Here is a 24,167-nt window from a genome sequence, read left to right as displayed (position 1 = left end):
ATGGGCGAAGTAGAAAAGAAGACACAAAGCGGAGAACTGAATATTGAACATGTCAGCATTGAATTTAATACGGTGAGCGGGGATAAGATGAAGGCGCTGGATGATATATCCCTCGATGTGGCCCACGGAGAACTCGTAGCCGTCGTCGGCAGAAGCGGATGCGGGAAGACGACACTTCTGAATATCGTTGCGGGTCTGCTGGAACCGACAGGCGGGACGTGCAGGCTGAACGGAAAAGAGATCACGGGACCGGGCAGGGAGCGTGGAGTAGTATTCCAGGCGGACGCTGTATTTGGGTGGAAGCGGGTAGGAGATAATGTCGACTTTGCGTTGAAGCTGGGCGGAGTGCCAAAAGAAGAGCGCGGGCAGCTGATAACAAAATACCTTAAAATGGTAAATCTGGAAAAGTTCACGAAGTTCTATCCAAAGGAGCTTTCGGGCGGCATGCGCAAGCGGCTTCAGATCGCAATGGTCCTGGCAAATCAGCCAAAACTGCTTCTCATGGACGAGCCGTTCGGGCCGCTCGATTATGCGACGAAGGTGGAGCTTCAGGTGGAGGTGGAGAAGATACGGCTGAAGAATCCGCTCACCACATTCTTTGTGACACATGATGTGGAGGAAGCGACATTTGTGGCCGACCGCATTATTATGATTGAAAAGGGAAAAATCGTGGAGGAACTCAAAGTAGACATACCGAGGCCAAGGCCGGTTGAAATACGCAATACAGCAGAGTTTCACGCAATCTCGGACTATCTGCTCGGGAAATTGCTGGAGCTGAGCGATGTAAAGAGTGAGGTGCGGTAATGGGTACAAAACATATAAAAAAGATTCTGGCGGCAGCCGGACTGATAGTTTTCTGGCAGATAGCTGCCCTGATCGCCCGAAGCGGCGGGGAATACAGCGCGGTACTCGTGCCGACATGGGGAAAGGTCCTCACTGAATCACTGCCCGGGTTTGCGGCATTCAGGGAGCGCGCTGCCGAACTATGCGGATGCGCTGTACGTCCTTGAGCAACAGCCTGATCACGGTAAAACGCGTAGTGACAGGGCTTTTCATCGGCGGAGCAGCCGGTGTCGTCACGGGGATCATCATCGGACTGCAGCCCGTACTGAGAGGAATGTTCTATCCGGTCGTGAAGATATTGAGAAATATCCGCTTCTGGCGCTGATAGCTGTTCCTCGTCTGGTTCGGCGGGGAAGAGATCGGGATCATAGTATATATCGCATTTGGACTCTGGATCATATACGACAAACATTATAGAAGCCATTGATAATACAGACCGGATCCGGATCAATTTTGCGAGAACGCTTGGGGCTAAAAATATGGATGTATATACGAATGTCATAATACCGATGATCGTGCCCAACATTATAAATGCTACAAAGGTAGCGCTGGGGGTAGCATGGGCCATTGCGCTGGGAGGAGAATTTCTGGCGGCTCAGGACGGTCTCGGAAGGCTGCTGATCGTATCACAGCAGTATATGGAAACGGGCAGGATGCTCATAATATTGATCGTTTTCATTGTCCTTACAGCAATCTTCGGCTGGATTGTAAAAGTGACAGGAAACAGGATAACACGATGGATGCCATGATGCATGAGAAGAAGGAGGAAAAATATGAAAAAGATGATAAGAGTAACCGTATGTCTCATAATGACGGCGGCATTGACGCTGGCCGGCTGTTCAGGCGGCAGCAACAAAGGCAAAAGCGCAGAAGGAAAACCGAGGCCGGAATCCCTCAGGTGAGTCTGAAATTCGCGACAGAACCATATCCGGACCATACCGTTCCGTATGTGGGCATTGAAAAAAGTTTTTGAGGACGTTGGTATTACACTGGAGAAAGTAGATGCCATTGATGCAGATAAAGTACCTTCTGTTCTGATCGCAGGCAACTATGATTTTGCCTCAGGGGCACCGTCCCTCTTTATTCCGTCTATGGGGCAGGGCGACTTTACGACATTTGCTTTCAGCAACCTGTTCCTCGGCTACAGTGTTATGGCACCCGAGGGAACAAAGACATACAGTGATTTTGTCAAAGAAGGCATGAGCGGGGAGGAAGCTATCAAGGCTGCCCTTGGACAGATGAAAGGAAAAGTATTTACCTATCCGTCCGAATCAGCCATCAAACCGTTCATTGACCTTTGCTTTCAGAAAGCAGGCATGACGCTGGATGACGTAGAAAATGAAGTGATCGATGACTCCAACGGGGTAGCGCTTATGCTTGCGGGAAGAGCAGACTTTAAGGTCGGCGGCGTGCGGCAGCCGCAACTTTGTCTTCCAAGGGATTTGTACCGATCCTTTCTGCCAAGGATATCGTGGAGACTGCAGAGCCTTCAGAGGACTCAAAGGAAGTGAGAAGCATTCTGCACAATGGATGGACAACGACAGAAAATGGGCGGAAGAAAATCACGATACGGTGCTGAGGCTTGCGTCTGTATGCTTCAGGATCAACCAATATGTCAATGATGATCCTAAAGAGGCAGCCAAGATCCACGTGAATTATGTGAACCAGTTGGCCGGCACCGAGTTCACGGAGGAAGAAGTACAGGCATTATATAAAACTTCCATTCCGTTATATACATGGGATATGCAGAAGCCTTGGTTTGAAGATAAGGAAGATGCCCTGTACTGGGAGTATGAGATTGGTTCAACGATCAAGATGTACGAGGATGAGGGAATGTTTAAAAGCGGAGAGTACGGCCCGTCAGACATCGTAAGCGCGGATAAGATTTATGCGGAGTTAAAGGAACTGAAAGCAGAAGCAGATTCTAACTTTGAAAACTGGAAAATGCAGACGGCACGGCGCTGGAGCTGAAAGAGAAAGCGGAGTATCAGTATTCTATTTTCAATTATCTGGATGCCAGGAATCTCTCGGAACAGGCCGTAAAAGAAATGAAATAGGGGACAGACATGGATAAAAGATGACAAAGAAAAAAAACATTTTTTTGGCGGCCCGGCATTATGATATTGTTTGCCGTATGGATCTGGGCAAGTTTTCGCTGGGAGAGACAAGAGTCCCGTCCCCGTGGAAGATCGTGAGCCGGTTTGCCGGGACAATTACAGAGAGTCCGGAGATCCAGTTTCAGGAGCCGGGAGCAGTGGCTTTTCTACACATGTGATGGCTACCCTGGGACGATATCTGCTCGGGACGCTGGCAGGAACAGCAGTCGCCTTTATCTGTCTGTTTCTGACGGTCAGATTTAGAAGTTTTCAGGAAATATTTGATCCGCTCGTCGATATTTTGCGTGCCATACCGCCGCTGGCCCTTGCTCCTTTTCCTTCTCTGGTTCGGTACGAGCCAGGAGGATCATTGGGATCGTTATTTTCTATGTATTTACAATGATATTTGTGGCGGCGCGGAAGCGTAAGAGCTGGACCCGGTACAGGCTGATTTTGCAAGAACGCTTGGGGCCGGCAGGACGACGGTTGCGTACCGCGTATTGCTGCCAAGTCTCCTGCCGTCGATGGCAGGCCCCATCAAAGTTGCGTGCAGCTGGTCCTGGGGACTTGTGATCGTAGGCGAATTGCTCGGGGCAAAGAGCGGAGTCGGCAGAATCTTAAATGCATTTATTGCGATTTTGTCCACGGATCTCGTTGTAGTGGGAATCGTTTGGATTCTGATTCTGGCAGTTGTGGTGGAGAAGGCAGTTGCGGTTATTTTAAAATGGCTTTTAAGATGGAATGCAGGTAAGGTATGATGAGAAAATATGATGTTTTGACAATGGGAGAAGCACTTGTGGATTTTGTGCCGGAAGAAAACAGAGTTCCGGGTCCTTACAGAGCACTTGCCGGAGGGGCCGAATAATGTGGCGTGCGGTCTTGGAAAGCTCGGCGCAAGGGTGCGCTGCTTGCAAGGGTGGGGATGACGCCCTGGGAAGATGCGTCATAGACACGGCAGGAGAATGCGGCGTAGATACTTCTTATATTCAGACAGACCGACGCCGTGTCACAACCGTAACCGTCGTGATGCCCCGTTCGGAGGACATGACGCGTTATGCGATCTACAGGAAGGAGAGCGCGGACGGGAGCTGACATTTGAAGATATTCCTACAGAGTTATTTGACAATGCAAAGATCCTGCATTATGGAAGTCTTGGTATGGCGGAGAAAACTTCGAGTGAATGTATGGGCAGGGCGATCAGAAGGGCCAGGGAAAAGGGATGACGACCTCTCTGGATGTGAATTTGCGTCCTGGATCATGGGATTCCCGGGATGAGATGATAAGTCGGTGCAGGAGCTGGTACGTGTGAGTGATATCATTGCTTACGAAGGAAGAGGCAGAAATCTTACGGCTGAATCCCCGGAAGCTGGCAGCGGAGGAAGATAAGATCGTACTCGTGACTGACGGAGCGGAGACGGCGTCTGTCTATGCGGGAAGCTGAGTGTAAGCCGAAGGCCGGAAGCGGTGGAGGCAGTCGACGTGACCGGAGGCGGCGATTCATTTATGTCTGCATTTTATACTATTATGGGGCGTTTGCAGAGAAGATGGAAGCAGAAGAGTTCTACGCGAATGCGGTTGATTTTGCGGTACGGGCAAGCACCATCGCGGTACAGAGATATGGGGCGATCGACAGCCCGCCTACTCTGGAGGAAATATGTGAGAAGGGAGGGGATGCCAAATGAAAGTGATTGTTGTAGATGATTACGGACAGATGAGCCAATGGGCGGCGCAGATTATAGCGGAGCAGGTTCGGGAAAACCGGAAAGTGTTCTCGGCTGGCGACCGGATCGACTCCGGCCGGCATGTATGAACAGCTCGTGCGCATGTATGAGGAGGGAAAGGTGGATTTTTCAGGAGTCAGAACAGCGAATCTGGATGAATACGCAGGACTTTCGGGAAGCCATCCGCAGAGTTTTCGTTATTTTATGGATACTCACTTTTCGGACAGGTAAACATTAAGAAAGATAATATACATTTTCCGAAGAGCACAGAGGGGATTTCGGCGCAATAGCAGAAGAATATGAAGCGCAGCTTAGAAGACTCGGATCGGCAGACATACAGGTTCTGGGAATTGGCGGCAACGGCCATATAGGCTTTAATGAACCTTCGGATCATTTCACCGAAGCGGTGAACGTCGCAGAGCTGACAGGAGAAACAATACGGGCAAACGCCAGATTTTTCACTTCGCCGGAGGAGGTGCCGCGGAAGCCGTAACTATGGGGATAAAGAATGTTATGTCCGCAAAGAAAATCATTCTTCTCGCAAATGGTTCCGGAAAAGAGATATCATCCGGAAGATGGTATACGGAGATATCACGCCGGCACTGCCTGCAAGTATCCTCAGACTGCACGGGGACTGTACGGTGATCGTGGACAAAGAAGCGGGACAGGATTTGAAGGAGGTAGAATAAATGGTAATTGACACACATGCACATGTATTTTTTTTAGATAAGTTTATTGATTATGACGACAAACCGTTATTCCAGTATATGGAAGAACAGAAGGTAGACCGTTGTTCCTGCATTGCAACGACAAAGGCGGAAAACGCGGCAATGCTGGAAAGTGTAGGAAAATATGGCGATAAGCTGTTTGGCATTGGTTATGTGAACGTCCATGATATGGAGAATTCCCTGAAGGAGCTGAGGATAATGTCGGGAAAGGTGTTGTCAGGGGTATCAAGATGCATCCATATGTTGAAGATTATGTTGTGGATGACCCGATGCTGGATCCGCTGTATGAGACATGCCTCGAACTGGACATTCCGCTGCTGTTTCACAATGGAATCGTGACATTCAGCACTTGGCCGTCAGACGAACCGGGAAGATAAAACGCCAAAATATGAATGTATCGGGTTTCCACATCAGTTTGCCGCGGTTCTGGAGCGTTATCCGAAACTGAAGATCATCTTTGCGCATTTCGGCGGAAATTTTACCGAGAATTTCTCTGTCTGACTGAAAGATTTGAGAACGCTTACTTTGACACGGCATGGCTGCGCCATTATGCGGCCAGACAGTTTCCACCGGTAGACATCCACCGCTGGATCGAGCATGCCGTTTCTATTCTTGGATCGAAAAAATATTGTTTGCGGGAGAGGAACGCTGCCATCAGATATTAAAGAGTGTAAGATCAGCGAAGAACAAAAGGAGGATATCCTCTGGAAAAATGCCTCAGACTTATATAAGCTTGGGACGAATACGGATGCGGGAGGAAGAGAAGTTGAGTAATAATATAGAAGTAAAAGGACTTGCCCACATTGGAATTCCTACATCTGATCTGGAGAAAAGCATTGCGTTTTATCAGGATCTGGGATTTCAGATCATTGTAGATCAAGAGGAATGGAGGGCAATAATTTTATATTCATGGAGTGCGGCGGGTGATCATCGGACTTCGCAGTCACTGGATGAAACGGTCAGAAGCCAGGCGGGCACTAAAGGAGACGGTAATATAGATCATTTTGCGCTTCTTGTGGATGATCTTGACAAGACGAAGAAAGTTCTGGAAGAGAAGGAGTTCCGTTTGCAATACCGGGTGTCTCGACGACAGAAGCGTGGAGGCCGAAGTCCTGCAGATGTATTATGGTATATGGGCCGGACCGCGTGAAGATCGAGTTTGTTGAGCTTAAATAGATCCCTGCCCTATGGGCGGCTGCCATGCCGCAGACACAGTGTTTTACCATTAATTGACAAACAAAATAGTTAATGATATCCTAAATTTAAGGTCTGAAATTAAAAGAAATAAGAGATGAAAAATGCAGAAAAGCAACGGAAGTAAAGTGACGATTGGCGATGTGGCTAGAATTGCAAACGTTTCAAAGTCAACGGTCTCCCATGTGCTGAATGACACGAAGCATGTAAGCGACAGAACAAAGGATAAGATATTGAAGGTGATCGAGGAGACGGGCTACACGCCCAATCTGGTGGCGAAGGCTCTGAAAAGTCGGAGACGAGGACGATAGGGCTTGTGATATCTGATATCCAGAACCAGTACTTTATTGATGTCATCAAGGCGATCAGCGATGCGTGCATTCTGAACAATTATACCGTTTTCCTGGCAGATTCCAACGATGATCCGAAAAGAGAGCTGGAGACGTCCAGTCTTTTGTGAGCGCTGCGTGGACGGGTTCATTCTGTCTCCGACAGCCGAATCTGAGAAATACGTCGGAAAGTATTTTGAGGAGAAGGACATACGGTCGTTTATATCGACCGGATGCTGGGGCAATGGTGACTGGGTCGGCAGTGAGAATGAAAAATCCATGGAAAAGCTGACGGATCATCTGATCTCCCTCGGGCACAGGCGGATCGCTTTTGTCGCTGGACTGCGCAATATCAGTACGACCGAGGAACGGATCAGAGGATACCAAAATTCTCTGGCGAAGTATGGCATCCCTTACGACGGATCACTTGTGATTGAAGGAGAGTCCAGAACTGTTCCCACCGAGATACGCACGAAGGACATTGTCCGGAAGATGGCAAGGCAGGCGGATCGTCCGACGGCGATCATAGCTGCAAATAATCTGATGGTGCTCGGAGTCATGAAGGCGCTGACAGTCTTGGCATCAAAGTGCCGGAGGATATGGCGGTCGCGGCTTTTGACGACTGTGAGTGGGCGGCATTGTTTCATCCTGGTCTGACTACGGCTGCCCAGCCCTGCAGAGAGATAGGGCAGAAAGCCGCAGAGCTTTTGATCGACCGCATTCAGCACGGAGCGGAGCCGCAGAAGATTTATTTTCAGACAAAACTTATTATCCGGGAGTCATGCGGTGCAAAGCTTGACAATAGTTCCCGGACGGATTAAAAGTGTACTGCTTTTATTGGTAAACATTATTGTGTTTTAAGGGTTATGAGATATAATGTTAAAAGCGAAACAATTACATTATATGTCGGCGGCGAGCGCCATAGTGTAGGAATTGGAGGAATAATATATGTTAGTATCAGCAAAGAGATGCTTGAAAAGCGGTAGCGGGCCACTATGCGGTAGGTCAGTTTAATATTAACAACCTGGAATGGACAAAAGCGGTCCTGCTCACAGCAGAGGAGTGTAAATCACCGGTAATTCTGGGCGTGTCCGAGGGCGCGGGGAAATATATGACAGGCTTTAAGACTGTACAGGCAATGGTGAAAGAGATGATCGACGGACTCGGGATCACAATTCCTGTCGCAACACATCTTGACCACGGCAGCTATGAGGATGTCTGAAATGTATCGACGCAGGATTTACTTCTATCATGTTTGACGGCTCCAAATATCCGATCGAGGAAAATGTTGCTAAGACAAAAGAACTGATCGCTATCTGTAAGGAAAAGGGAATGTCCATCGAAGCGGAAGTGGGCCATCGGCGGTGAGGAAGACGGTGTTATCGGACAGGGCGAATGTGCGGACCCGCAGGAATGCAAGATGATCGCTGACCTTGGTGTAGACATGCTCGCGGCAGGAATCGGAAATATTCACGGAAAATATCCGGAGAACTGGGCGGGATTAAGCTTTGAGACACTGGACGCGATCCAGCAGCTTACAGGCAAAATGCCTCTCGTACTTCACGGCGGAACCGGGATCCCGGACGACATGGTCAAGAAGGCGATTGACCTTGGCGTGGCAAAGATCAATGTAAATACAGACTGTCAGTTATCATTTGCAGACGCGACACGTAAATATATCGAAGCAGGTAAAGACTTAGAAGGTAAAGGCTATGACCCACGTAAGCTGTTGAAACCGGGTACGGATGCCATTATGCAGACTGTTAAGGAAAAGATGGAATTATTCGGTTCAGTTGGAAAAGCTTAAGTCACAGAATGTAATTTTACTTGCCTTTTCGGCTGATTGAGGTATACTAGCAGACGTAGAAATGAACAAAGGCGTTCCAACCGGTAGTTGGAGTGCCTTTTCTAGTGATGCGTGTGACAGAGGTTTCTGCGCCGTGTACCGCACAAATTTCCGGGAGACGGAATATGAGACTCCCTGTTGTAACAGGATTTAACACAAGAAAGAAACAGAAAATATGAGCGAAGCAATTAACGTAGCTGAAATTTTTGGAGAAGATGTGTTTAATGACACTGTCATGCTGGAACGTTTGCCTAAGAAAGTCTATAAGGATCTGAAGAAGACGATCGAAGAAGGCAAAGAGTTAGATCTTGCAACGGCGGATGTCATTGCGCATGAGATGAAGGAATGGGCGATTGAAAAGGGGCCACTCATTATACACACTGGTTCCAGCCGCTTACGGGCGTTACGGCCGAAAAGCACGATTCTTTATATCGGCTCCGCTTGACAACGGAAAAGTATTGATGAGCTTTTCCGGAAAAGAATTGATCAAAGGTGAGCCGGATGCATCCTCCTTCCCGTCCGGCGGACTGCGGGCTACATTTGAGGCGAGAGGTTACACTGCGGGGACTGTACGTCTCCGGCCTTTGTCCGGCATGACGCTGCGGGGCGACGCTCTGTATACCGACTGCTTTCTGTTCCTATACAGGGAGGCGCTGACCAGAAAACGCCGCTGCTTCGTTCTATGGAAGTCATCAGTGAACAGGCGCTGAGGCTTGTCCGTCTGTTTGGAAACACGACAGCGAAAAGGTGACTCCTTCCGTGGGGCGGAGCAGGAATATTTTCTCGTTGACGCTGAGAAGTTCCGTCTCAGGAAGGATCTGATATATACCGGTCGCACGCTTTTGGAGCGATGCCTCCGAAAGGCCAGGAGCTGGATGATCATTACTTCGGCACGATCCGTCAGAGGATCGCCGGATTTATGAAGGATACAAATGAAGAATTGTGGCGGGTAGGTGTAACGGCGAAGACGCAGCACAATGAGGTGGCCCCGGCGCAGCATGAACTGGCCCCGATCTATGCACCGGCCAATATCGCGGTTGACCACAATCATCTTGTGATGCAGACGTTAAAGCGTGTAGCGGGCAGGCATGGGATGAAGTGCCTGCTCCATGAGAAACCGTTTGCAGGTGTGAACGGTTCCGGAAAGCATGACAACTGGTCTATTACGACAGACGACGGAAGAAACCTGCTGGAACCGGGTAAAACACCACATGAAAACATACAGTTTCTTCTCGTGCTTACGTGTATCCTCAAAGCAGTGGATGAGCATGCAGACCTTCTGCGTGAATCTGCCGCCGATCCGGGAAATGACCACCGCCTTGGGGCAAATGAGGCCGCCGCCATTATCTCTGTCTTCTTGGGCGAGCAGCTTGAAGACGTGCTTCAGCAGCTTATAAGCACCGGGAGGCAACCCACAGTTTAAAGGGCGGTAAACTGGAGACCGGTGTAAGAACGCTGCCTGACCTTGCGAAAGACGCGACGGACCGAAACAGAACCTCTCCGTTTGCATTTACAGGAAATAAATTTGAATTCCGTATGGTGGGCTCCCGCGATTCCGTTGCAGGGCCGAATGTAGTCATCAATACGATCGTTGCCGAGGCGTTCAGTGAGGCGTGTGATATTCTTGAGAAGGCGGATGACTTTGAGATGGCAGTTCACGATCTGATCAAGCAGTATGCGATAGAGCATCACCGTATCGTATTTAACGGCAACGGATATGCGCAGGCCTGGGTAGAAGAAGCGGCCAGAAGGGGCTTCCAAATATTAGCTCCATGGTTGAGGCGATTCCGGCACTGACGACAGAGAAGTCTGTCAGTATGTTTGAGCGGTTCAATGTATTTACGAGGGCGGAGCTTGAATCCCGCGCGGAGATAAAGTATGAGAACTACTCTAAGGCCATTAATATAGAAGCGCGAACGATGATAGATATGGCGAGCAAACAGATCATCCCGGCTGTGATCGATATACGAAGAGTCTGGCAGATACCGTTGTGGCGGTAAAAGAGGCGGGGCGGATATGTCCGTACAGGCAGGGCTGCTCACGGAAGTATCTGGATTGCTGGCGGAGACGAAGAAAGGCGGAAGCCATTCTGGCAGCGGACAAAGCCTCAGATATGGAAGAGGGAAAACAGCAGGCGGAATATTGTCATTCTGACGTTGTGCCGGCTATGGAGGCCCGCAAACCTGTCGATGAGCTGGAGATGATCGTAGACAAGGAAGCGTGGCCGATGCCTTCTTACGGAGATTTGATTTTGAAGTCTGATTCTTTAGAAATTGATTAGAAAAATTTAAGGACCTTGGGCTTGGAATGGCAGTTTATATATGTTATTCTAGGTTCAAGGTTCTTTTATTTACAGGGTGATGTAAGGAGGATTAACAAATGACGCAGAATGAGTTCCTGGATAAGCTTCGGAATGCGCTGGAGAATGAATTGAGCGGTTCGGCCGTTCAGGATAACGTTGCTTATTACAGTTCTTATATAATGGAAGAAATGAGAAAAGGAAGGACGGAGTCAGAAGTGGTCGGTGAGCTTGGCGATCCGTGGGTCATTGCCCGTTCTCTCATCGATGCGGCCGAAAATACCGCGGAAGCACGCGGCGGGTATGAGGCAAAAGAAGCGTCAGGGAGACAGAGCGGAGGCCGGGAGTATGGAGCGGGCGGCGGAAGTGTTCATGTGTTCGGCTTTGATTCGTGGTGGAAGAAGCTGCTGCTTGTGCTCGGTATTATCGGAGTGGTACTGATCGTCGTAGCGGTTATCGGAGGCATTTTCAGTCTGCTCATGCCGTTGATCATGCCGATCATAGTAGTGATGCTGGTAGTTCGTCTCATAGGGCGGAGAAGGTGAGAGGAGTTTCCCTTTTTTTTATGCGGCAGGGATATAGATTTAATTGTGACAGTGTAAATAGTAAACGGGTTGACAGTTAAGCATAATTCTGATATAGTGTATATACACTATTTAGGGCGGAGCGTGACAATAAAATGAAACACAACAAAGGTACCTGTTACTGTATCGGCATCAGGAGAGCTGCCAATGCGGTTACTTCGTTTTACGACAGGCCTTGAACCAACAGGGATCACTGTAAATCAGTTTTCTTTATTAATGAATTTAAGCCGCCTGGGATCCGGCAGTATCAGCGAACTTGCCGCTTATGTTGGTTTGGAGAGGACAACTTTGACACGTACGTTAAAACCGCTGACGGAACGGGGATTTATTAAGGATGTATCAGAGAAGGGCAGAAGAGACAAGAAGCTGCAGCTTACAAGTCTTGGGAAAGAGACTCTGAACAAGGGATTCCACTATGGGAATCAGCGCAGTCCGAAATAGAAGCACGTTTGGGAAAGGAAAATCTCCGGTGGTTTTGAGATTTCGGAAAAGCTGTAAGATCTTATTTTTTTTTTACCTTAAATAGTGTACATACACGAATTGGAAAGGAGAAAAATTATGTTATTACAAAGTGGAACGCTGGAAGAAAGAGGAGTGCTTGATACAGCCGCAAAATGTGTGTTGCCGCACGCACTGCACCAAAGGCCAAGGAGTAGACGAGATTCTTACACTGTTTTGACCGGAGATGAAAAGAATCTTTGGCTGATAAGATGGAGGAATTGGGAGTACGGTATTTTAAAGACAAGGCTTTTGTATGGTATGGAAGGGACGCGGAGAACGTTCGTAAAAGCCAGGCGGTAGTTTTGATCGGCGCCAGAAAGAGTTACCGGGGCGTCGGACAGTGTGCTCTTTGCGGTTTTAAAACTGTGAGGAATGTAAGAAGGCGGGAGGAAACTGCGCACATCTGTTTCTCGATCTGGGAATTGCACTTTCCTCGGCGGTGCTGAAGGCATCCGGCGATAATGTGGATAACCGTATGATGTGGTCGGCGGAAAAGCAGCCGCTGAAATGCAGTACGTGGAAGGTGAGGCATTCTGGATCGGTATACCGTTGAACGTCTCGGGAAAGAATATATATTTTGACCGGCAGTAGATCAGATCGTCGGTTTTAACGGCCGGGATTTCCAATTAATGTAAGTAATGCATGGGCTTCATGTGGAGTTTCAGATGTGTATTACCGGAAAACACTGGAAAAAGTAAAAGACCGATGGGGAGCCATCGGTCTTTTGAGGATATAAATAATTAATAGGGGTTGTAGAAAGTATCCTTTCTACATGATTAAGTATAATATAGAGGCCATTAAAAGCAAGTTAAAATTAAAAATTCTTAAAATGGAAGCTTTTGTGAAAATTGCCAAAAATTGAATATGATGGTCTTAAGAAGGAGCCCGCACAGCGGGCTATCCTTCCTGAGTTAAATAATTGTAGAGAATGTCTATGAATTCTCCGTTTGCTGGTTTTGCTTAAGTTCGTACCCAGTAATATTGATTAGAAGTTTCCGGTTACCCTTGTACCAGCAGTTAGAAATGGCAGTACGGATACAGTGCTCTACATTATCCCTGGAGGTGCCGAAATGTGTGGCCACATCAACATAGAGTGTTTTGTAGACAGAAAGCAGATACTCATCGTTTGACAAGCACAGCTTCAGCGCATACAGCAGGAAATAGAAACCTTTCAATGTAGACCGTATCCCGAGCCTTAACAATAGAGCTCTTGATTTATCCATATGCCTCCTACCGACCTTACAATTCAATTGTATACAATAAGTTACAGTTTCAGAAATAACAGAAACGAAAAGAGCAAAAAAGACGAGAGTCGACGATAATAGACGAAACATGTAGATTATACAAATAAAATTAATAAAACATGAAAATTAGTTTTATTGTACATGTTACATAAATGATTGGAATAGGGACATAATAATCTCGTAATCAAAAAATTGATTAGATTGATTAGGAGGAATTAACATGGCAAAGAACTATAATTCATCTAACAGCAATTCAAATGCATCAAACCAGAACGTTTCTAACCAGAATGCATCTAACAGAAATGCATCAAACCAGAATGCATCAAACAAAAATGCATCAAACCAGAATTCTTCAAACAAGAATGCATCAAACCAGAATTCTTCTAACAAGAACAGCAGCAACGAGAGCAACAACTACTAGTCTGTAAGAAGAGCAGAAAGGACGTATCCACAGGGTACGTCCTTTTCTGTGATAACCCGCAGGGGACAGGAAAATAAATTGGGGACGGAGGTTTTTAAAACCTCCGTCCCCAATTGACAAAACGTATACACAACAAGTAAGATAAGAGGATAAGATTAACAAAATTGGAGATATTTATGGATAAAGTTGAGTTGATTGCCCCTGTCATTTCGGACTGGAGGCTGTATTAAAAGAGAAATACAAGATCTGGGCTATGAGATCGCAGGTGTGGAAGACGGAAGGGTGACGTTCTACGGAGACGCGGAAGCGGTGTGCCGTGCTAATATATTCCTCAGGACTGCTGAGCGTATATTGTGGAAGGCGGGCTCTTTTAAGGCAGTTACGTTTGATGAGTTATTTGAGAAGACAAGAGCTCCCGTGGGAGGAGTTTATCCCGGAAGATGGAAAGTTCTGGGTAGCAAAGGCAGCTTCTGTTAAAAGTAAGCTGTTCAGCCCTTCGGATATTCAGTCTATTATGAAGAAGGCTATGGTAAAGCGGCTCCAGGAGCATTACCATACGGAGTGGTTCAAGGAGGATGGCGCGTCTTATCCGGTCCGTGTATTTTAATGAAGGATATTGTTACAATAGGAATAGATACTTCCGGTGTGTCGCTGCACAAGAGAGGATACCGTGAGGTTTCCGGAACGGCGCCGATCACCGAGACACTGGCGGCTTCGCTTATCATGCTGACGCCCTGGAACAGGGAGCGCATTCTTGTGGATCCATTCTGCGGCAGCGGTACATTTCCGATAGAGGCAGCCATGATGGCGGCCAATATCGCACCGGGAATGAACCGTTCTTTTACAGCGGAAAGCTGGACAAACCTTATTGCGAAGAAAAGTGGTATGACGCGGTGAATGAAGCGAATGACTTAATACGTGATGACATTGAAGTTGATATTCAGGGATATGATGTGGACGACAGTGTAGTCAGGATCGCAAGGCAAAATGCGGCTGAGGCGGGAGTTGAGCATCTGATCCACTTCCAGCAAAGGGACGTGAAAGAGTTGAGACATCCGAAGAAATACGGCTTTATCATCACGAATCCGCCTTATGGGGAACGGCTGGAGGAAAAGGAAAACCTGCCGCAGCTTTACAGAACTTTTGGTGAGAGCTTCAGGACGCTGGATTCGTGGTCCGCATATATGATAACGTCCTATGAAGATGCAGAACGGTACTTTGGAAGAAAGGCTGACAAGAACAGAAAGATTTATAACGGATGCTCAAGACTTATTTTATCAGTTTCCCGGGCCGAGGCCTCCAAAGCGTTTTGGCAGTCAGGAAGAAAGGAAAGCCAACAGATGAAGAGAGTGATATTTGCTACTGGAAATGAACATAAAATGGTGGAGATCCGTATGATACTGGAAGGTCTGGGCATGGAGATCCTGTCACAGAAAGAGGCCGGCATAATTGCGGATATCGTGGAGGACGGCAGTACATTTGAAGAAAATGCCATGATCAAAGCAGGAAAGATAGCAGAGATCGCCCATGGAATAGAGGAGTATAAGGATGCGGTAGTGCTTGCGGATGATTCCGGTCTTGAGATAGATTACCTGAATAAAGAGCCGGGAATATATTCTGCCAGATATATGGGGAAAATACGTCCTATGACATAAAGAATCAGACCTTGCTGAACCGGCTGGACGGTGTGGCGGACGACAGGCGCACTGCAAGATTTGTCTGCGCGATCGCCGCAGTATTTCCTGACGGGTCCGGGGAGGTCGTGCGCGGTACGATGGAAGGCATTATAGGACATGAGATAATCGGTGAGAACGGTTTCGGATATGACCCTATTTTTTCCTGCCCCAATATGGTATGACGAGCGCGCAGCTCTCACCGGAAAAAAGAATGAACTGAGCCACAGAGGAGAGGGACTGCGGAAGATGCGTTCGGTCATTGAAAGTAAGATGCAGGGATAAGAGGAATTAGTATGAAAATATTAATTGTAAGCGATACACACAAATCTCATAAAAATCTGGAGACAGTGCTGGAGCGTGAAGGCCATATTGACATGCTGATACATCTCGGTGACGCTGAAGGAAAGAGGATTATATAAACGCACTCGTTAACTGCCCTTTTCATGTGATAAGCGGAAATAATGATTTTTTTCCGATCTTCCGAGAGAAGAGGAGTTCTTTATCGGCGGCAGTCATGTGTTCATCACCCACGGGCATTATTATTATGTCGGTATGTCGGAAGAGCGTCTTAAGGCAGAGGCCAGGGGCCGCGGCGCGGATATTGTGATGTATGGGCATACACACAGGCCTGCGCTCACGGTCGAGGATGATCTGGTGACGCTCAATCCGGGCAGTGTTGCATATCCGAGGCAGGAGGGCAGAAAAGGAAGCTACATCGTCATGAGAATGGATGACAAAGGAAATGCCGATTTTGAGATAAAATTTGTGTAATAAGCTGTTTATAAAAAATGGAAAAATATGTTGACAAGCTGGAGACCATCATATATAATAACTCTTGTGTCACGGCGGTACAGCGGAATAAAAGCCGCAAAGTGACAGAAAAAGAATACCTTCGGGGTGTGGCTCAGCTTGGCTAGAGCCTGGTTTGGGACCAGGAGGTCGCAGGTTCAAATCCTGTCACCCCGATATTTATGCGGGTGTAGTTCAATGGTAGAACACTAGCCTTCCAAGCTAGATACGTGGGTTCGATTCCCATCACCCGCTTTCTTAAAGCCTTGATATCGCGTGTTCAGGCTTTGAGAGAAAACAGTTCCAAAGAGCTGGTTTGTGAGTCTGTAGCTCAGCTGGATAGAGCAACGGCCTTCTAAGCCGTAGGTCGAGGGTTCGAATCCCCAGGCTCGTTAGAGCCACACAATTGAATAAAGTGGTACTTAGTTGGACACTATAGTTCAATAGGTAATATATGTGGTGGGTATGGTGCAGTTGGTTAGCGCGCCAGATTGTGGTTCTGGATATCATGGGTTCGAGTCCCATTACCCACCTTTTTTTATTGGGCTATCGCCAAGCGGTAAGGCACAGGACTTTGACTCCTGCATTCGCTGGTTCGAATCCAGCTAGCCCAGGTTACGTATGGGCGTGTAGCTCAGGTGGTAGAGCACTTGACTTTTAATCAAGTTGTCCGGGGTTCGAATCCCCGCACGCTCACTGGAAAACGGTCCCATTTTCTGAATGATGTTCAGAAAATACGGTCCGTTTTCTGTTTTCAAACTTATATGCGGATGTGGCGGAACTGGCAGACGCGCTAGACTTAGGATCTAGTGGGAGACCGTGCAGGTTCGATTCCTGTCATCCGCATTTTGTGAAAGGCTGTAATCTCTTGTTGATCAGGGGCTGCAGCTTTTTTTGGTGGTTTCATCCCTGTTGATTTTATCTGTTTTCGGAAATAACCACTGCTTTTTCATACGATACATGTTACAATAATCTCTAAAGCTGGAATTATCTGATATATGCAGGTGAAAGTGTTATAATGACCAGGAAAAATAGACAGGCAGGTGTGGAAATGAAATTAAAAAGGCGGCGGCATGGCTGCTCGTTGTGTGTATGTGCGGGGCAGTGCTAATTGGATGTGCTTCAAATAGGGCGGAGACGGAAAAGAAAGACACAAAAGAAGAAACGAAGAAGACAGAAGAGAACGTCAAGATGAATGTGGGCTTTGAAAGGACCTACGGCTATGGGCATGGCTCAGATGCTGGACGATGAAAATTATACGTTTACGATTTCGGCTTCCCGGATGAGATTGTTCCAATGGTCGTTCAGGGAAAGTAGATATCGCGGCTGTCCCGGCTAATCTGTCCTCCGTATTATATCAGAAGACAGATAAGGCGGTAAGTGTTCTGGCAGTGAATACTCTGGGTGTTCTTTATCTTGTGGAAAATGGAAATACGATCCAGTCTGCTGAAGATCTAAGAGGAAAGACAATCTATGCAAGCGGGAAGGGGCAACGCCGGAGTATGCCTTGAATTCTGTGCTGGAGGCAAATGGTCTTGATCCTTCTATTGATGTAACGATAGAGTATAAATCTGAACATGCAGAAGTAGCAGCCGCTCTTGCAGCAGACGAGACCGCAGCAGGACTTCTCCCTCAGCCGTTTGTTACAACGGCTGATGAAAATGAGAATCTTAAGATAGCTCTGGATCTGAACCAGATGTGGGAGGACAAAATGTCTGACGGAAGCAGGTTGGTCACCGGTGTGGTCATTGTAAGAAATGAATTTCTGAATGAGCACAAGGATGCCGTGGACAAGTTTATGGAGCAGTATGAAAAGTCTGTGGATTTTGTAAATGACGCCCGGATGAGGCGGCGGAAATAATAGGGTCACATGACATTGTGGCAAAAGAAGTGGCGGTCAGGGCGATACCGGACTGCAGCATTGTGTTTGTAAAGGGAAGAGATGAAGACAATGCTTTCCGGTTATCTTGAAACTTTAAACAGGCAGAATCCGGAGACGATCGGAGGAGCGGTGCCAGATGATGATTTCTACTACGAGAAATAAGCAGGGCAGCAGGATAAGCAGATATGCAGCGCGTGTTCTGGCAGTCTGTTTCTGGCTCGGAGTCTGGCAGACAGCCAGTATGAAGCTGGGACAGGAGATACTTCTGGCGTCTCCTGCTTCCGTGCTTCAAAACTGGCCGGGCTTTCTGTCACCTTAGGATTCTGGCAGGCGGTAGGATACAGCTTCGTCAGGATCATATCCGGCTTTTTCTGGCGCTTGTGCTCGGGATGATACTGGCAGTGCTGGCATGCAGATTTTCTGTTATTGAGATTCTTCTGACCCCATTGATAGTTACTGTCAAATCCATACCAGTGGCATCCTTTATCATTTTGTGTCTGATATGGCTCCCGTCCAGAAATTTATCTGTGTTTATCTCGTTTTTGATCGTACTTCCCGTCATATATACGAATCTATTGGAAGGAATCCGGCAGACAGATGAGAAACTTCTTGAGATGGCAGATGTATTTTCTATTGGATGGGGCCGGAGGATTCTCTATATCTATCTCTCCCAGCTGCTTCCCTACCTTTTGACAGCATGTACGCTTGCCCTTGGATTATGCTGGAAAGCAGGTGTGGCCGCAGAGGTGATCGGTGTGCCTGACGGGTCTATAGGCGAAAAGCTGTACCATGCTAAAATTTATCTGAATACGCCGGAGCTGTTTGCGTGGACGGTTGTAATCGTCATGATCAGCTTTGTATTTGAAAAGTGTTTTTAGGGGCATCAGATGGCTGGTGCAAAAGTCGAGAGGATGTAGCGTATGGATATAAAATCAATAATCTGAATAAGTCATTTTCTGGACAGCCGGTACTGGAAGGTCTGTCTTTTCCTTCCCGGAAGGGAAAAGCTCCTGTATCATGGGTCCGTCCGGCTGCGGAAAGACTACGCTGCTGCATATACTGATGGGAATCGAGGAGCCAGACTCCGGTGAGGTTACCGGGTCCCCAGCGGCCGGTTGAGCTGTATTCCAAGAGGACAGGCTCTGTGAAAACTTAAGTGTCATGGCCAACCTGAAAATGGTCTGCAGCCGGCGGCCGGAAGAAGAACTGAAAGAAGCACTGGCGGAGCTGGGCCTTTCAGCTGCTATGGGAAACCGGTGCGGGAGCTGAGCGGAGGCATGTGCAGAAGAGCAGCGGTACTTAGGGCTGCTGTCTCCAAGTCTCTGTGTGATGATGGACGAGCCGTTTAAGGGCTTGACAGGGATAACAGGCATAGGACTGCCGCATACATCCGGAAAATGATAAAAGGGAGAACATTGATCACAATTACCCATGAGTCCGAGGATATAGAGCTGCTGGGGCGGATACGATACTGCGTTTTTCATAATGGATATGCATCATGTCACAAAGCGAAAGGGTTTCTCAAAAGGAGACAGGGCCAGAGATGATAAAAAGAGAAGGGTAAAGAAGATCCTGTTATTATGTATATGTCTGGTTTGGAGCTGCGTCCAGACAGGGCCATACCAGGTGCTGGCCGCAGGCAGCGTCAGTCAGTTATGATATTTCCGCCGATGCGGTAAATTTGACAAACACGAATGAGACGGTCAGTATTACCGGAACAAGCATAGAACAGAATACAATTGTCATATCAGGAGGGCAGCCAACGCTCCAGTTAAACAATGTAATCATACGCGCCCAACAAGGATGCCACGCCTGGGGCGAACAATTCTGAGACAAGTAAGCCGGCTGTTCATATCAAAGACGGTGCACAGGTTACCATAGAGGTAAGCGGCATAAATGAATTGGCAGGCGGAGCTTACCGCGCAGGTATTCAGGTGGAAGAGGGGCGTCTGTGACGATTGCAGGTTCCGGTTCCTTAAATGTAAGTACGGCCGGAATCCAGGGCTCCTCAGCTGCCGGAATTGGCGGCGGTTCTGTCTATAATTCAGAAAATGGAGGAAACTATGGGGAGCCGGCAGGCAGGATTGTGATCGGGGTTCCGTGAAGCTCACTGCAACATGTGGATGGGGAAGTGCAGCGATCGGTGCAGCCAATTACGTGGGCAGCGGACAGGTGGAAAGCGCTTCTTTAGGATTTGAATCCATCACCTTAAAGGACCAGGCGGAGGTTACAACTGTGGAACCGGGGTATTCTGCTGCCATAGGCTCCGGATATCAGAATTCTACAGATATTTATCAGTATTACAAGAATGGTGTGGGTGAACTCACCATACAGGATGAAGCCAAATTAACATTGAACGGAACAGGTACAAACGGCAATGCCACATGTTTTGCCACAGAGTCTATTGTGGCCCAAATAAATTATCAGGGCGGGACCATCACATCAGGAACATATAGTAGTACAAAGGTAAGTCCGGTGAAAAGACTCTTCAATTTATTGGAGACCAGGGGCGTTTCTTAGGGATACTCATATTACTTATAAAGTCTCACAAAGGTATGAAGATAGCAATATCAAAACTCTTTACAATACAGTCACCGGGGAAGGAACGGTGGGGGGCGACAGTAAATTACAGGATATTACAGTATTTAACGGCTCCAATTATATAGAAGCAGTGACGGACAGCGGAACGGTCTACCGCGCTGTGTTTGGTCAGGGTGATGCAGTGATTGCATTTCATCCATGTACATGTCCGCAGCTGCTCAAGCTTTCTATGGAGGATCAGATAAATGTCCCGTTTACACATAACGGGAGCTATGTATTTAACACATATGACAAGCCCATTCAATTTAACATAGACGCCGGCTGTGCTTTAGAGGATTATTTACATGTGGAGGGCGAAGTAGAAATAACAAGTCCAGATATGACGATTACCCGGGTAGGTGACGGGGACTCTATTATTATGAGATTCCGGAAGCATCTATGAACAAAACTGCACAAATAGCAGTGTCTGCCAATGTAAATGGCAGGGAGTTTAAGCTGAATCATTCGATAGCTGTCGTAAAGAAGGCAGCTCCTCAGGTGGAGAGTATGACTGTAGACATAAAAGGAGAGGTGGAGTCGGAAGAAGTATTTACGATCACACTAACCGGAACGCAGATGGAGGTTTTCCAGAAAGGACTTTGATCGCTGTTATGGCAGACCCTCAGAGTAATGTGATGTCACAGGCAATATTTAAACGTGTGAATGATAATCAGTGGAGAGCAAGCTTAAAGGCTCTGATGAATCGAACGGACCAGACACAGACATACCGGGTTAGTATCTTTGCACTGTCAGAGGACAGAGACGGTTATAACTATGATTTTCGTGCAAATGCGTTTATAGATTCAGGCAGTGCGGACCAGGACAATTGTATGACGCCTGTATCCGTGAAGCCGGATCTGGAGACTCCTGCATTTTCATTAAAAATGGAGCGTTAAAGATTTCTAAGAATGCGGACGGTACAATCCAGGTTGAACAGCCGGGCCGGGGAACTGTCACTTTTACAAAAGAAATTGGCAATTTCAGAAGGGACAACACTGGATTCATGGAAGATTTTATATGGAGATGAGGACTATAAAACACAGCCGCTGGTTGAGATTGAGGAGGGGCAGAGGTTGAGATTGTCCTGGACGGTGATGTTTTGCAGAGGCTGCCGGGATATACTGCAAATGCCATTGAGGGCCAGGATAATGTTGTGCTGAAACTGGACACAGCAGCTACCTCAACGATAACTGGAGATATTCATTTGGGAGACAACAGTATATTAAAGGCGGGCGTGGTAACTGTAGAGGAGACGTCACAGCTGATCAGGTAAATGTAGAAACATCAGGGATTTTGATCGTCAGGAATACATTGACTGCCAGGAAGATGATCACAGATCAGGCAGTCGTCTATGCGGATAGTTTAAAAGCAGGAGATTTCGCTGTTTTAATGAAAGCTTTGTGTACTTTCAGGATATCAGCGGGTCCGTGCTGCCGACTTTAAATCATTCCATTTTGGTGTTGCTAAAGGATTTACCGGAGTTTTAAAAGATTCGGACAATCAGACGTTGAAGAAGACGGATATCAGTCTCCCGCTGCTGATGTCACATGGGGATTATCCATTCCCGGCTTTAAAGAGGTGATTTTCTCTGCAGATCAGGGAGAGAACTGGCATACGGCAGATCTCAGTGAAAAAAATGTCAGCTATGATATTTTTAATAATCTTTTCATGACTGATACCCCTGTACTCTACGTGCAGGATGACGTCTTTGATGTTCTTGTGAAGATTGCGGACAGAATCTATCAGTATGATATCGACGGTAAAGCATTTACTGGTGAAGTGATTCTTCATTTGGATAAAAATGAATTGTCTTCCCAGGGGACCATGCCGCAGGCGGAGCTGGGATTACAGAATAAGGGAACCGTAGACCTGTCCTATGTCAACTGCCAGCTGTCCGGACAGGATGCGGACAAGATGCAGATACTGGAAAAGGCCAAACGTTCAAAGATGATGAACATTGCGGCCGGAGACCAGAAGAATACGGTGGTTGGTTTAAAGGAAGGGATGAAAGCCGGAACATACAAGGCAGAAATGGCGGTTTCTATTGGAGATCTAAATTTATATAAGATACCGGTTACCCTCACAAAGCAGGACAAAAAGCCAGGAACAACCGATCCGTCGGGAGGAACAGACGGTCAGCCTGACACCAATGTGGATCATCAGACCGATAAACAGTCCGGTCTGGGTTCTGCGGGAAATCCTACAGGTGGAAATGTGAAGTCTGGTGACACGGCTCCTGCTGGTCTGTACATTGGCACTCTTGCGGCGGCAATTGCTGTAATAGGCGGGGATTTTGGCATATTAAGAAAAAGGGGAAAAGATAAGCCTTAAAACAAGAAAAGTTCATTAGGCAGAAGCTGGTTTGATGCTTCTGCCTTTAATGTGTGACGTAAAGAAAATGAACTTGATATTTAGAACCTGGGATTCTCATTTTCTATATTTTTGCGGGGCATCTATTTTGTAACTGAACACAAAGACCGTGATTCCTTAATATGTAAGGAGTCACGGTCTTTTCTTACCGGCGGCCAGGCCGGATCGAACGGATAGTGCGGCCAGGATTTCAGAGCGGATCATGTGAGTTATAACTGCATATCAGCTATGATAACGTTTGCCCCATGTTCCATAAGCTGCTTCCTGTCTGATTCGGATATGCCGCTGTCCGTTATAAGACCATCCATTTCATTTAAAGATGCATAGGTTATGATCTTGGAAGAGTTGATCTTAGATGAATCAGCCAATACATAAGTCTTTTTGCAGATCTCATAGCAGTCTTTTCAATCCGGTCTCATTTACGTTGGCAGTATAGATCTTACCGTCGAGCTCGATAGAATTTGCCCCAAGAAAAGCAACATCCAGGCGGAACAATTTTAACATCTCTTCAGACAACGTCCCGCGGCTGGACAGCGTATTGCGGGAGATCTCGCCTCCTATCATGATGGTAGATATATTTGAGCGGTACGTAAGCTCGGAACAGATATTCAGCGCATTGGTGACAGCTAATATATGAATATCACTCGGAAGTGACTGGGCCAGGCAGAAAGAAGTGCTTCCAGAATCAAAGTATACCGTATTTCCGTAGGAAATGTATTTTAAAGCTTCGGATGCGATTTGAAGCTTTTCTTCTGAATGAAGGTTGATCCGGTGTTCAAATCTTGTTTCTTCATAAAGGGTGGTTTCCGATCTGACTGCTCCGCCCTGGTACGTTCAATATCATTATACTGAGCAAGCTGGTCGAGATCCCGGCGAATGGTCATTTCAGTTACATTAAACATACGGCACAATGCGCTGATCTCTACATAACCATTAGTATTTAATAAATTCAAAATTTCTTTTGTCTGGATTCACGTAACATTCTTATTTATCCTCCACTTTCATACTGATTTCACAATAACATAGTTGTAAAAAATTGGCAATGCCATTAACCCCTTGCCGGT

Annotated in this window: 36 protein-coding genes, 7 tRNA genes and 8 pseudogenes; 47 read left to right on the top strand and 4 right to left on the bottom strand. The window is 47.2% G+C overall.

Going from position 1 to position 24,167, the window contains the following annotated elements; translation table 11 throughout:
• The 24 genes and pseudogenes from LAJLEIBI_RS14965 to LAJLEIBI_RS18580 all read left to right on the top strand — a co-directional run bounded on the left by LAJLEIBI_RS14965 (position 1) and on the right by LAJLEIBI_RS18580 (position 12,732).
• Positions 1-804: an ABC transporter ATP-binding protein gene (locus LAJLEIBI_RS14965; protein WP_040435512.1), complete on the top strand. Its 804-nt coding sequence runs from the start codon at positions 1-3 to the stop codon at positions 802-804.
• Positions 804-1,010, top strand: coding sequence for a hypothetical protein (locus tag LAJLEIBI_RS14960; protein WP_149301982.1), 207 nt, complete (start codon positions 804-806; stop codon positions 1,008-1,010). Before LAJLEIBI_RS14965 ends, LAJLEIBI_RS14960 begins: the two co-directional genes overlap by 1 nt.
• Positions 992-1,168, top strand: a complete 177-nt coding sequence (locus tag LAJLEIBI_RS14955; protein WP_205689563.1) for a hypothetical protein — start codon at positions 992-994, stop codon at positions 1,166-1,168. The genes LAJLEIBI_RS14960 and LAJLEIBI_RS14955 overlap by 19 nt, the downstream gene beginning before the upstream one ends.
• Before the next feature lie 58 nt (positions 1,169-1,226).
• Entirely contained in the window at positions 1,227-1,592 is a 366-nt protein-coding gene (locus tag LAJLEIBI_RS14950; protein WP_170254092.1) for an ABC transporter permease, read from the top strand.
• Positions 1,593-1,616: 24 nt separating this feature from the next.
• Entirely contained in the window at positions 1,617-1,745 is a 129-nt protein-coding gene (locus LAJLEIBI_RS18830; protein ID WP_279232022.1) for a hypothetical protein, read from the top strand.
• 45 nt (positions 1,746-1,790) lie between these two features.
• Positions 1,791-2,354, top strand: coding sequence for a substrate-binding domain-containing protein (locus tag LAJLEIBI_RS14945; protein ID WP_149301979.1), 564 nt, complete (start codon positions 1,791-1,793; stop codon positions 2,352-2,354).
• Positions 2,355-2,373: 19 nt separating this feature from the next.
• Positions 2,374-2,814 (top strand): substrate-binding domain-containing protein, encoded by a 441-nt coding sequence (locus LAJLEIBI_RS14940; protein WP_149301978.1) that lies wholly within the window; start codon positions 2,374-2,376, stop codon positions 2,812-2,814.
• Between the two features lie 106 nt (positions 2,815-2,920).
• Complete coding sequence (locus tag LAJLEIBI_RS14935; RefSeq protein WP_149301977.1) at positions 2,921-3,118, top strand: hypothetical protein; 198 nt, start codon at positions 2,921-2,923, stop codon at positions 3,116-3,118.
• Positions 3,119-3,370: 252 nt separating this feature from the next.
• Positions 3,371-3,697, top strand: a complete 327-nt coding sequence (locus LAJLEIBI_RS14930; RefSeq protein WP_149301976.1) for an ABC transporter permease subunit — start codon at positions 3,371-3,373, stop codon at positions 3,695-3,697.
• 204 nt (positions 3,698-3,901) lie between these two features.
• A complete protein-coding gene (locus LAJLEIBI_RS14925; RefSeq protein ID WP_149301975.1) occupies positions 3,902-4,162 on the top strand; it encodes a hypothetical protein in 261 nt (86 codons plus the stop codon).
• A gap of 86 nt (positions 4,163-4,248) precedes the next feature.
• Complete coding sequence (locus LAJLEIBI_RS18825; RefSeq protein ID WP_279232021.1) at positions 4,249-4,380, top strand: hypothetical protein; 132 nt, start codon at positions 4,249-4,251, stop codon at positions 4,378-4,380.
• Between the two features lie 103 nt (positions 4,381-4,483).
• Positions 4,484-4,621 carry a hypothetical protein gene (locus LAJLEIBI_RS18195; RefSeq protein WP_170254091.1) on the top strand — a complete coding sequence of 46 codons (138 nt, stop codon included), beginning with the start codon at positions 4,484-4,486 and terminating at the stop codon, positions 4,619-4,621.
• Positions 4,618-4,749 (top strand): hypothetical protein, encoded by a 132-nt coding sequence (locus LAJLEIBI_RS18820; protein ID WP_279232020.1) that lies wholly within the window; start codon positions 4,618-4,620, stop codon positions 4,747-4,749. Before LAJLEIBI_RS18195 ends, LAJLEIBI_RS18820 begins: the two co-directional genes overlap by 4 nt.
• Positions 4,742-4,891 (top strand): sugar phosphate isomerase family, encoded by a 150-nt coding sequence (locus LAJLEIBI_RS18615; protein WP_243133339.1) that lies wholly within the window; start codon positions 4,742-4,744, stop codon positions 4,889-4,891. The genes LAJLEIBI_RS18820 and LAJLEIBI_RS18615 overlap by 8 nt, the downstream gene beginning before the upstream one ends.
• 458 nt (positions 4,892-5,349) lie before the next feature.
• Positions 5,350-5,727 (top strand): amidohydrolase family protein, encoded by a 378-nt coding sequence (locus LAJLEIBI_RS18610; RefSeq protein WP_243133338.1) that lies wholly within the window; start codon positions 5,350-5,352, stop codon positions 5,725-5,727.
• 427 nt (positions 5,728-6,154) lie between these two features.
• Entirely contained in the window at positions 6,155-6,538 is a 384-nt protein-coding gene (locus LAJLEIBI_RS14910) for a VOC family protein (RefSeq protein ID WP_170254090.1), read from the top strand.
• Positions 6,539-6,686: 148 nt separating this feature from the next.
• Positions 6,687-6,893, top strand: coding sequence for a LacI family DNA-binding transcriptional regulator (locus tag LAJLEIBI_RS18605; protein ID WP_243133337.1), 207 nt, complete (start codon positions 6,687-6,689; stop codon positions 6,891-6,893).
• A 5-nt stretch (positions 6,894-6,898) separates the two neighbouring features.
• Positions 6,899-7,042, top strand: a complete 144-nt coding sequence (locus tag LAJLEIBI_RS18600; protein ID WP_243133336.1) for a hypothetical protein — start codon at positions 6,899-6,901, stop codon at positions 7,040-7,042.
• A pseudogene (locus tag LAJLEIBI_RS18595) lies at positions 7,002-7,732 on the top strand (substrate-binding domain-containing protein). Before LAJLEIBI_RS18600 ends, LAJLEIBI_RS18595 begins: the two are co-directional and overlap by 41 nt.
• A 127-nt stretch (positions 7,733-7,859) precedes the next feature.
• Positions 7,860-8,718: pseudogene (gene fba, locus LAJLEIBI_RS19720) on the top strand (class II fructose-1,6-bisphosphate aldolase).
• Positions 8,719-8,932: 214 nt separating this feature from the next.
• Positions 8,933-11,038: pseudogene (locus tag LAJLEIBI_RS19715) on the top strand (glutamine synthetase III family protein).
• A gap of 98 nt (positions 11,039-11,136) precedes the next feature.
• Entirely contained in the window at positions 11,137-11,601 is a 465-nt protein-coding gene (locus LAJLEIBI_RS14890; protein ID WP_147570476.1) for a DUF1700 domain-containing protein, read from the top strand.
• A gap of 186 nt (positions 11,602-11,787) precedes the next feature.
• Positions 11,788-12,081, top strand: coding sequence for a MarR family transcriptional regulator (locus tag LAJLEIBI_RS14885; RefSeq protein WP_243133333.1), 294 nt, complete (start codon positions 11,788-11,790; stop codon positions 12,079-12,081).
• Between the two features lie 499 nt (positions 12,082-12,580).
• A pseudogene (locus LAJLEIBI_RS18580) lies at positions 12,581-12,732 on the top strand (DUF2148 domain-containing protein).
• 306 nt (positions 12,733-13,038) lie between these two features.
• On the opposite strand, the pseudogene LAJLEIBI_RS19710 reads toward LAJLEIBI_RS18580, so the two are convergent.
• A pseudogene (locus tag LAJLEIBI_RS19710) lies at positions 13,039-13,364 on the bottom strand (sporulation initiation factor Spo0A C-terminal domain-containing protein).
• A gap of 241 nt (positions 13,365-13,605) precedes the next feature.
• On the opposite strand from LAJLEIBI_RS19710, the gene LAJLEIBI_RS18190 reads away from it, so the two are divergent.
• The 23 genes and pseudogenes from LAJLEIBI_RS18190 to LAJLEIBI_RS14785 all read left to right on the top strand — a co-directional run bounded on the left by LAJLEIBI_RS18190 (position 13,606) and on the right by LAJLEIBI_RS14785 (position 23,064).
• Positions 13,606-13,806: a hypothetical protein gene (locus tag LAJLEIBI_RS18190; RefSeq protein WP_170254089.1), complete on the top strand. Its 201-nt coding sequence runs from the start codon at positions 13,606-13,608 to the stop codon at positions 13,804-13,806.
• Between the two features lie 176 nt (positions 13,807-13,982).
• A pseudogene (locus tag LAJLEIBI_RS19705) lies at positions 13,983-15,150 on the top strand (THUMP domain-containing class I SAM-dependent RNA methyltransferase).
• A pseudogene (rdgB, locus tag LAJLEIBI_RS19700) lies at positions 15,147-15,764 on the top strand (RdgB/HAM1 family non-canonical purine NTP pyrophosphatase). Before LAJLEIBI_RS19705 ends, rdgB begins: the two co-directional pseudogenes overlap by 4 nt.
• A gap of 11 nt (positions 15,765-15,775) precedes the next feature.
• Positions 15,776-16,253 (top strand): annotated as a pseudogene (locus LAJLEIBI_RS19695) (metallophosphoesterase family protein).
• Between the two features lie 17 nt (positions 16,254-16,270).
• On the top strand, positions 16,271-16,399 hold the full coding sequence (locus tag LAJLEIBI_RS18815) for a hypothetical protein (RefSeq protein WP_279232019.1): 129 nt from the start codon (positions 16,271-16,273) through the stop codon (positions 16,397-16,399).
• Positions 16,376-16,448, top strand: a tRNA-Pro gene (locus LAJLEIBI_RS14855). Before LAJLEIBI_RS18815 ends, LAJLEIBI_RS14855 begins: the two co-directional genes overlap by 24 nt.
• A 7-nt stretch (positions 16,449-16,455) precedes the next feature.
• Positions 16,456-16,526 (top strand) — tRNA-Gly (locus LAJLEIBI_RS14850).
• A gap of 65 nt (positions 16,527-16,591) precedes the next feature.
• Positions 16,592-16,663, top strand: a tRNA-Arg gene (locus tag LAJLEIBI_RS14845).
• 67 nt (positions 16,664-16,730) lie between these two features.
• Positions 16,731-16,804: transfer RNA gene (locus tag LAJLEIBI_RS14840), tRNA-His, on the top strand.
• Positions 16,805-16,813: 9 nt separating this feature from the next.
• Positions 16,814-16,885: transfer RNA gene (locus LAJLEIBI_RS14835), tRNA-Gln, on the top strand.
• Positions 16,886-16,894: 9 nt separating this feature from the next.
• Positions 16,895-16,967: transfer RNA gene (locus LAJLEIBI_RS14830), tRNA-Lys, on the top strand.
• A 70-nt stretch (positions 16,968-17,037) separates the two neighbouring features.
• Positions 17,038-17,117 (top strand) — tRNA-Leu (locus LAJLEIBI_RS14825).
• Between the two features lie 661 nt (positions 17,118-17,778).
• Positions 17,779-18,132 (top strand): substrate-binding domain-containing protein, encoded by a 354-nt coding sequence (locus LAJLEIBI_RS19330; RefSeq protein WP_330580799.1) that lies wholly within the window; start codon positions 17,779-17,781, stop codon positions 18,130-18,132.
• A gap of 157 nt (positions 18,133-18,289) precedes the next feature.
• Positions 18,290-18,472, top strand: coding sequence for a hypothetical protein (locus tag LAJLEIBI_RS19325; protein ID WP_330580798.1), 183 nt, complete (start codon positions 18,290-18,292; stop codon positions 18,470-18,472).
• Between the two features lie 70 nt (positions 18,473-18,542).
• Complete coding sequence (locus LAJLEIBI_RS14815; RefSeq protein WP_330580796.1) at positions 18,543-19,031, top strand: ABC transporter permease; 489 nt, start codon at positions 18,543-18,545, stop codon at positions 19,029-19,031.
• A 139-nt stretch (positions 19,032-19,170) separates the two neighbouring features.
• The gene (locus tag LAJLEIBI_RS19690) at positions 19,171-19,272 is read left to right on the top strand and encodes an ATP-binding cassette domain-containing protein (protein ID WP_149301973.1); all 102 of its coding nucleotides are present in this window, start codon (positions 19,171-19,173) and stop codon (positions 19,270-19,272) included.
• An 832-nt stretch (positions 19,273-20,104) separates the two neighbouring features.
• Positions 20,105-20,257, top strand: a complete 153-nt coding sequence (locus LAJLEIBI_RS18180; protein ID WP_170254088.1) for a hypothetical protein — start codon at positions 20,105-20,107, stop codon at positions 20,255-20,257.
• Positions 20,254-20,673 (top strand): hypothetical protein, encoded by a 420-nt coding sequence (locus LAJLEIBI_RS14805; protein ID WP_149301972.1) that lies wholly within the window; start codon positions 20,254-20,256, stop codon positions 20,671-20,673. The genes LAJLEIBI_RS18180 and LAJLEIBI_RS14805 overlap by 4 nt, the downstream gene beginning before the upstream one ends.
• Before the next feature lie 88 nt (positions 20,674-20,761).
• Positions 20,762-21,136 (top strand): hypothetical protein, encoded by a 375-nt coding sequence (locus LAJLEIBI_RS14800; RefSeq protein WP_149301971.1) that lies wholly within the window; start codon positions 20,762-20,764, stop codon positions 21,134-21,136.
• Complete coding sequence (locus LAJLEIBI_RS14795; RefSeq protein WP_149301970.1) at positions 21,133-21,336, top strand: hypothetical protein; 204 nt, start codon at positions 21,133-21,135, stop codon at positions 21,334-21,336. Before LAJLEIBI_RS14800 ends, LAJLEIBI_RS14795 begins: the two co-directional genes overlap by 4 nt.
• Before the next feature lie 95 nt (positions 21,337-21,431).
• The gene (locus LAJLEIBI_RS14790; RefSeq protein WP_149301969.1) at positions 21,432-21,629 is read left to right on the top strand and encodes a hypothetical protein; all 198 of its coding nucleotides are present in this window, start codon (positions 21,432-21,434) and stop codon (positions 21,627-21,629) included.
• A 203-nt stretch (positions 21,630-21,832) separates the two neighbouring features.
• Entirely contained in the window at positions 21,833-22,006 is a 174-nt protein-coding gene (locus LAJLEIBI_RS18175) for a hypothetical protein (protein ID WP_170254087.1), read from the top strand.
• Positions 22,007-22,401: 395 nt separating this feature from the next.
• Positions 22,402-23,064, top strand: a complete 663-nt coding sequence (locus tag LAJLEIBI_RS14785) for a hypothetical protein (protein ID WP_149301968.1) — start codon at positions 22,402-22,404, stop codon at positions 23,062-23,064.
• A gap of 248 nt (positions 23,065-23,312) precedes the next feature.
• On the opposite strand, the gene LAJLEIBI_RS18170 is transcribed toward LAJLEIBI_RS14785, so the two are convergent.
• From LAJLEIBI_RS18170 to LAJLEIBI_RS14775, 3 genes are read right to left on the bottom strand one after another with little or no spacing between them, the layout of a single operon-like run.
• Complete coding sequence (locus LAJLEIBI_RS18170; protein ID WP_170254086.1) at positions 23,313-23,471, bottom strand: hypothetical protein; 159 nt, start codon at positions 23,469-23,471, stop codon at positions 23,313-23,315.
• A 22-nt stretch (positions 23,472-23,493) separates the two neighbouring features.
• Complete coding sequence (locus LAJLEIBI_RS14780; RefSeq protein ID WP_243133349.1) at positions 23,494-23,817, bottom strand: sugar phosphate isomerase family; 324 nt, start codon at positions 23,815-23,817, stop codon at positions 23,494-23,496.
• A gap of 5 nt (positions 23,818-23,822) precedes the next feature.
• On the bottom strand, positions 23,823-24,056 hold the full coding sequence (locus LAJLEIBI_RS14775; protein WP_170254085.1) for a DeoR family transcriptional regulator: 234 nt from the start codon (positions 24,054-24,056) through the stop codon (positions 23,823-23,825).
• Positions 24,057-24,167: the final 111 nt, after the last annotated feature.

Source organism: [Clostridium] hylemonae DSM 15053 (assembly GCF_008281175.1).
Taxonomy (GTDB): Bacteria; Bacillota; Clostridia; order Lachnospirales; family Lachnospiraceae; genus Extibacter; species Extibacter hylemonae.
This window is presented reverse-complemented; position numbering and strand designations above follow the sequence as displayed.

Coding starts and splice junctions, on each gene's coding strand:
- LAJLEIBI_RS14965 (WP_040435512.1), top strand. CDS start 1: ATGGGCGAAGTAGAAAAGAAGACACAAAGCGGAGAACTGAATATTGAA.
- LAJLEIBI_RS14960 (WP_149301982.1), top strand. CDS start 804: ATGGGTACAAAACATATAAAAAAGATTCTGGCGGCAGCCGGACTGATA.
- LAJLEIBI_RS14955 (WP_205689563.1), top strand. CDS start 992: ATGCGCTGTACGTCCTTGAGCAACAGCCTGATCACGGTAAAACGCGTA.
- LAJLEIBI_RS18830 (WP_279232022.1), top strand. CDS start 1,617: ATGAAAAAGATGATAAGAGTAACCGTATGTCTCATAATGACGGCGGCA.
- LAJLEIBI_RS14945 (WP_149301979.1), top strand. CDS start 1,791: ATGTGGGCATTGAAAAAAGTTTTTGAGGACGTTGGTATTACACTGGAG.
- LAJLEIBI_RS14940 (WP_149301978.1), top strand. CDS start 2,374: ATGGACAACGACAGAAAATGGGCGGAAGAAAATCACGATACGGTGCTG.
- LAJLEIBI_RS14935 (WP_149301977.1), top strand. CDS start 2,921: ATGACAAAGAAAAAAAACATTTTTTTGGCGGCCCGGCATTATGATATT.
- LAJLEIBI_RS14925 (WP_149301975.1), top strand. CDS start 3,902: ATGCGGCGTAGATACTTCTTATATTCAGACAGACCGACGCCGTGTCAC.
- LAJLEIBI_RS18195 (WP_170254091.1), top strand. CDS start 4,484: ATGGAAGCAGAAGAGTTCTACGCGAATGCGGTTGATTTTGCGGTACGG.
- LAJLEIBI_RS18820 (WP_279232020.1), top strand. CDS start 4,618: ATGAAAGTGATTGTTGTAGATGATTACGGACAGATGAGCCAATGGGCG.
- LAJLEIBI_RS18615 (WP_243133339.1), top strand. CDS start 4,742: ATGTATGAACAGCTCGTGCGCATGTATGAGGAGGGAAAGGTGGATTTT.
- LAJLEIBI_RS18610 (WP_243133338.1), top strand. CDS start 5,350: ATGGTAATTGACACACATGCACATGTATTTTTTTTAGATAAGTTTATT.
- LAJLEIBI_RS18605 (WP_243133337.1), top strand. CDS start 6,687: ATGCAGAAAAGCAACGGAAGTAAAGTGACGATTGGCGATGTGGCTAGA.
- LAJLEIBI_RS14890 (WP_147570476.1), top strand. CDS start 11,137: ATGACGCAGAATGAGTTCCTGGATAAGCTTCGGAATGCGCTGGAGAAT.
- LAJLEIBI_RS14885 (WP_243133333.1), top strand. CDS start 11,788: ATGCGGTTACTTCGTTTTACGACAGGCCTTGAACCAACAGGGATCACT.
- LAJLEIBI_RS18190 (WP_170254089.1), top strand. CDS start 13,606: ATGGCAAAGAACTATAATTCATCTAACAGCAATTCAAATGCATCAAAC.
- LAJLEIBI_RS18815 (WP_279232019.1), top strand. CDS start 16,271: ATGGAAAAATATGTTGACAAGCTGGAGACCATCATATATAATAACTCT.
- LAJLEIBI_RS19325 (WP_330580798.1), top strand. CDS start 18,290: ATGATGATTTCTACTACGAGAAATAAGCAGGGCAGCAGGATAAGCAGA.
- LAJLEIBI_RS14815 (WP_330580796.1), top strand. CDS start 18,543: ATGATACTGGCAGTGCTGGCATGCAGATTTTCTGTTATTGAGATTCTT.
- LAJLEIBI_RS19690 (WP_149301973.1), top strand. CDS start 19,171: ATGGGTCCGTCCGGCTGCGGAAAGACTACGCTGCTGCATATACTGATG.
- LAJLEIBI_RS14795 (WP_149301970.1), top strand. CDS start 21,133: ATGAACAAAACTGCACAAATAGCAGTGTCTGCCAATGTAAATGGCAGG.
- LAJLEIBI_RS14790 (WP_149301969.1), top strand. CDS start 21,432: ATGAATCGAACGGACCAGACACAGACATACCGGGTTAGTATCTTTGCA.
- LAJLEIBI_RS14785 (WP_149301968.1), top strand. CDS start 22,402: ATGACTGATACCCCTGTACTCTACGTGCAGGATGACGTCTTTGATGTT.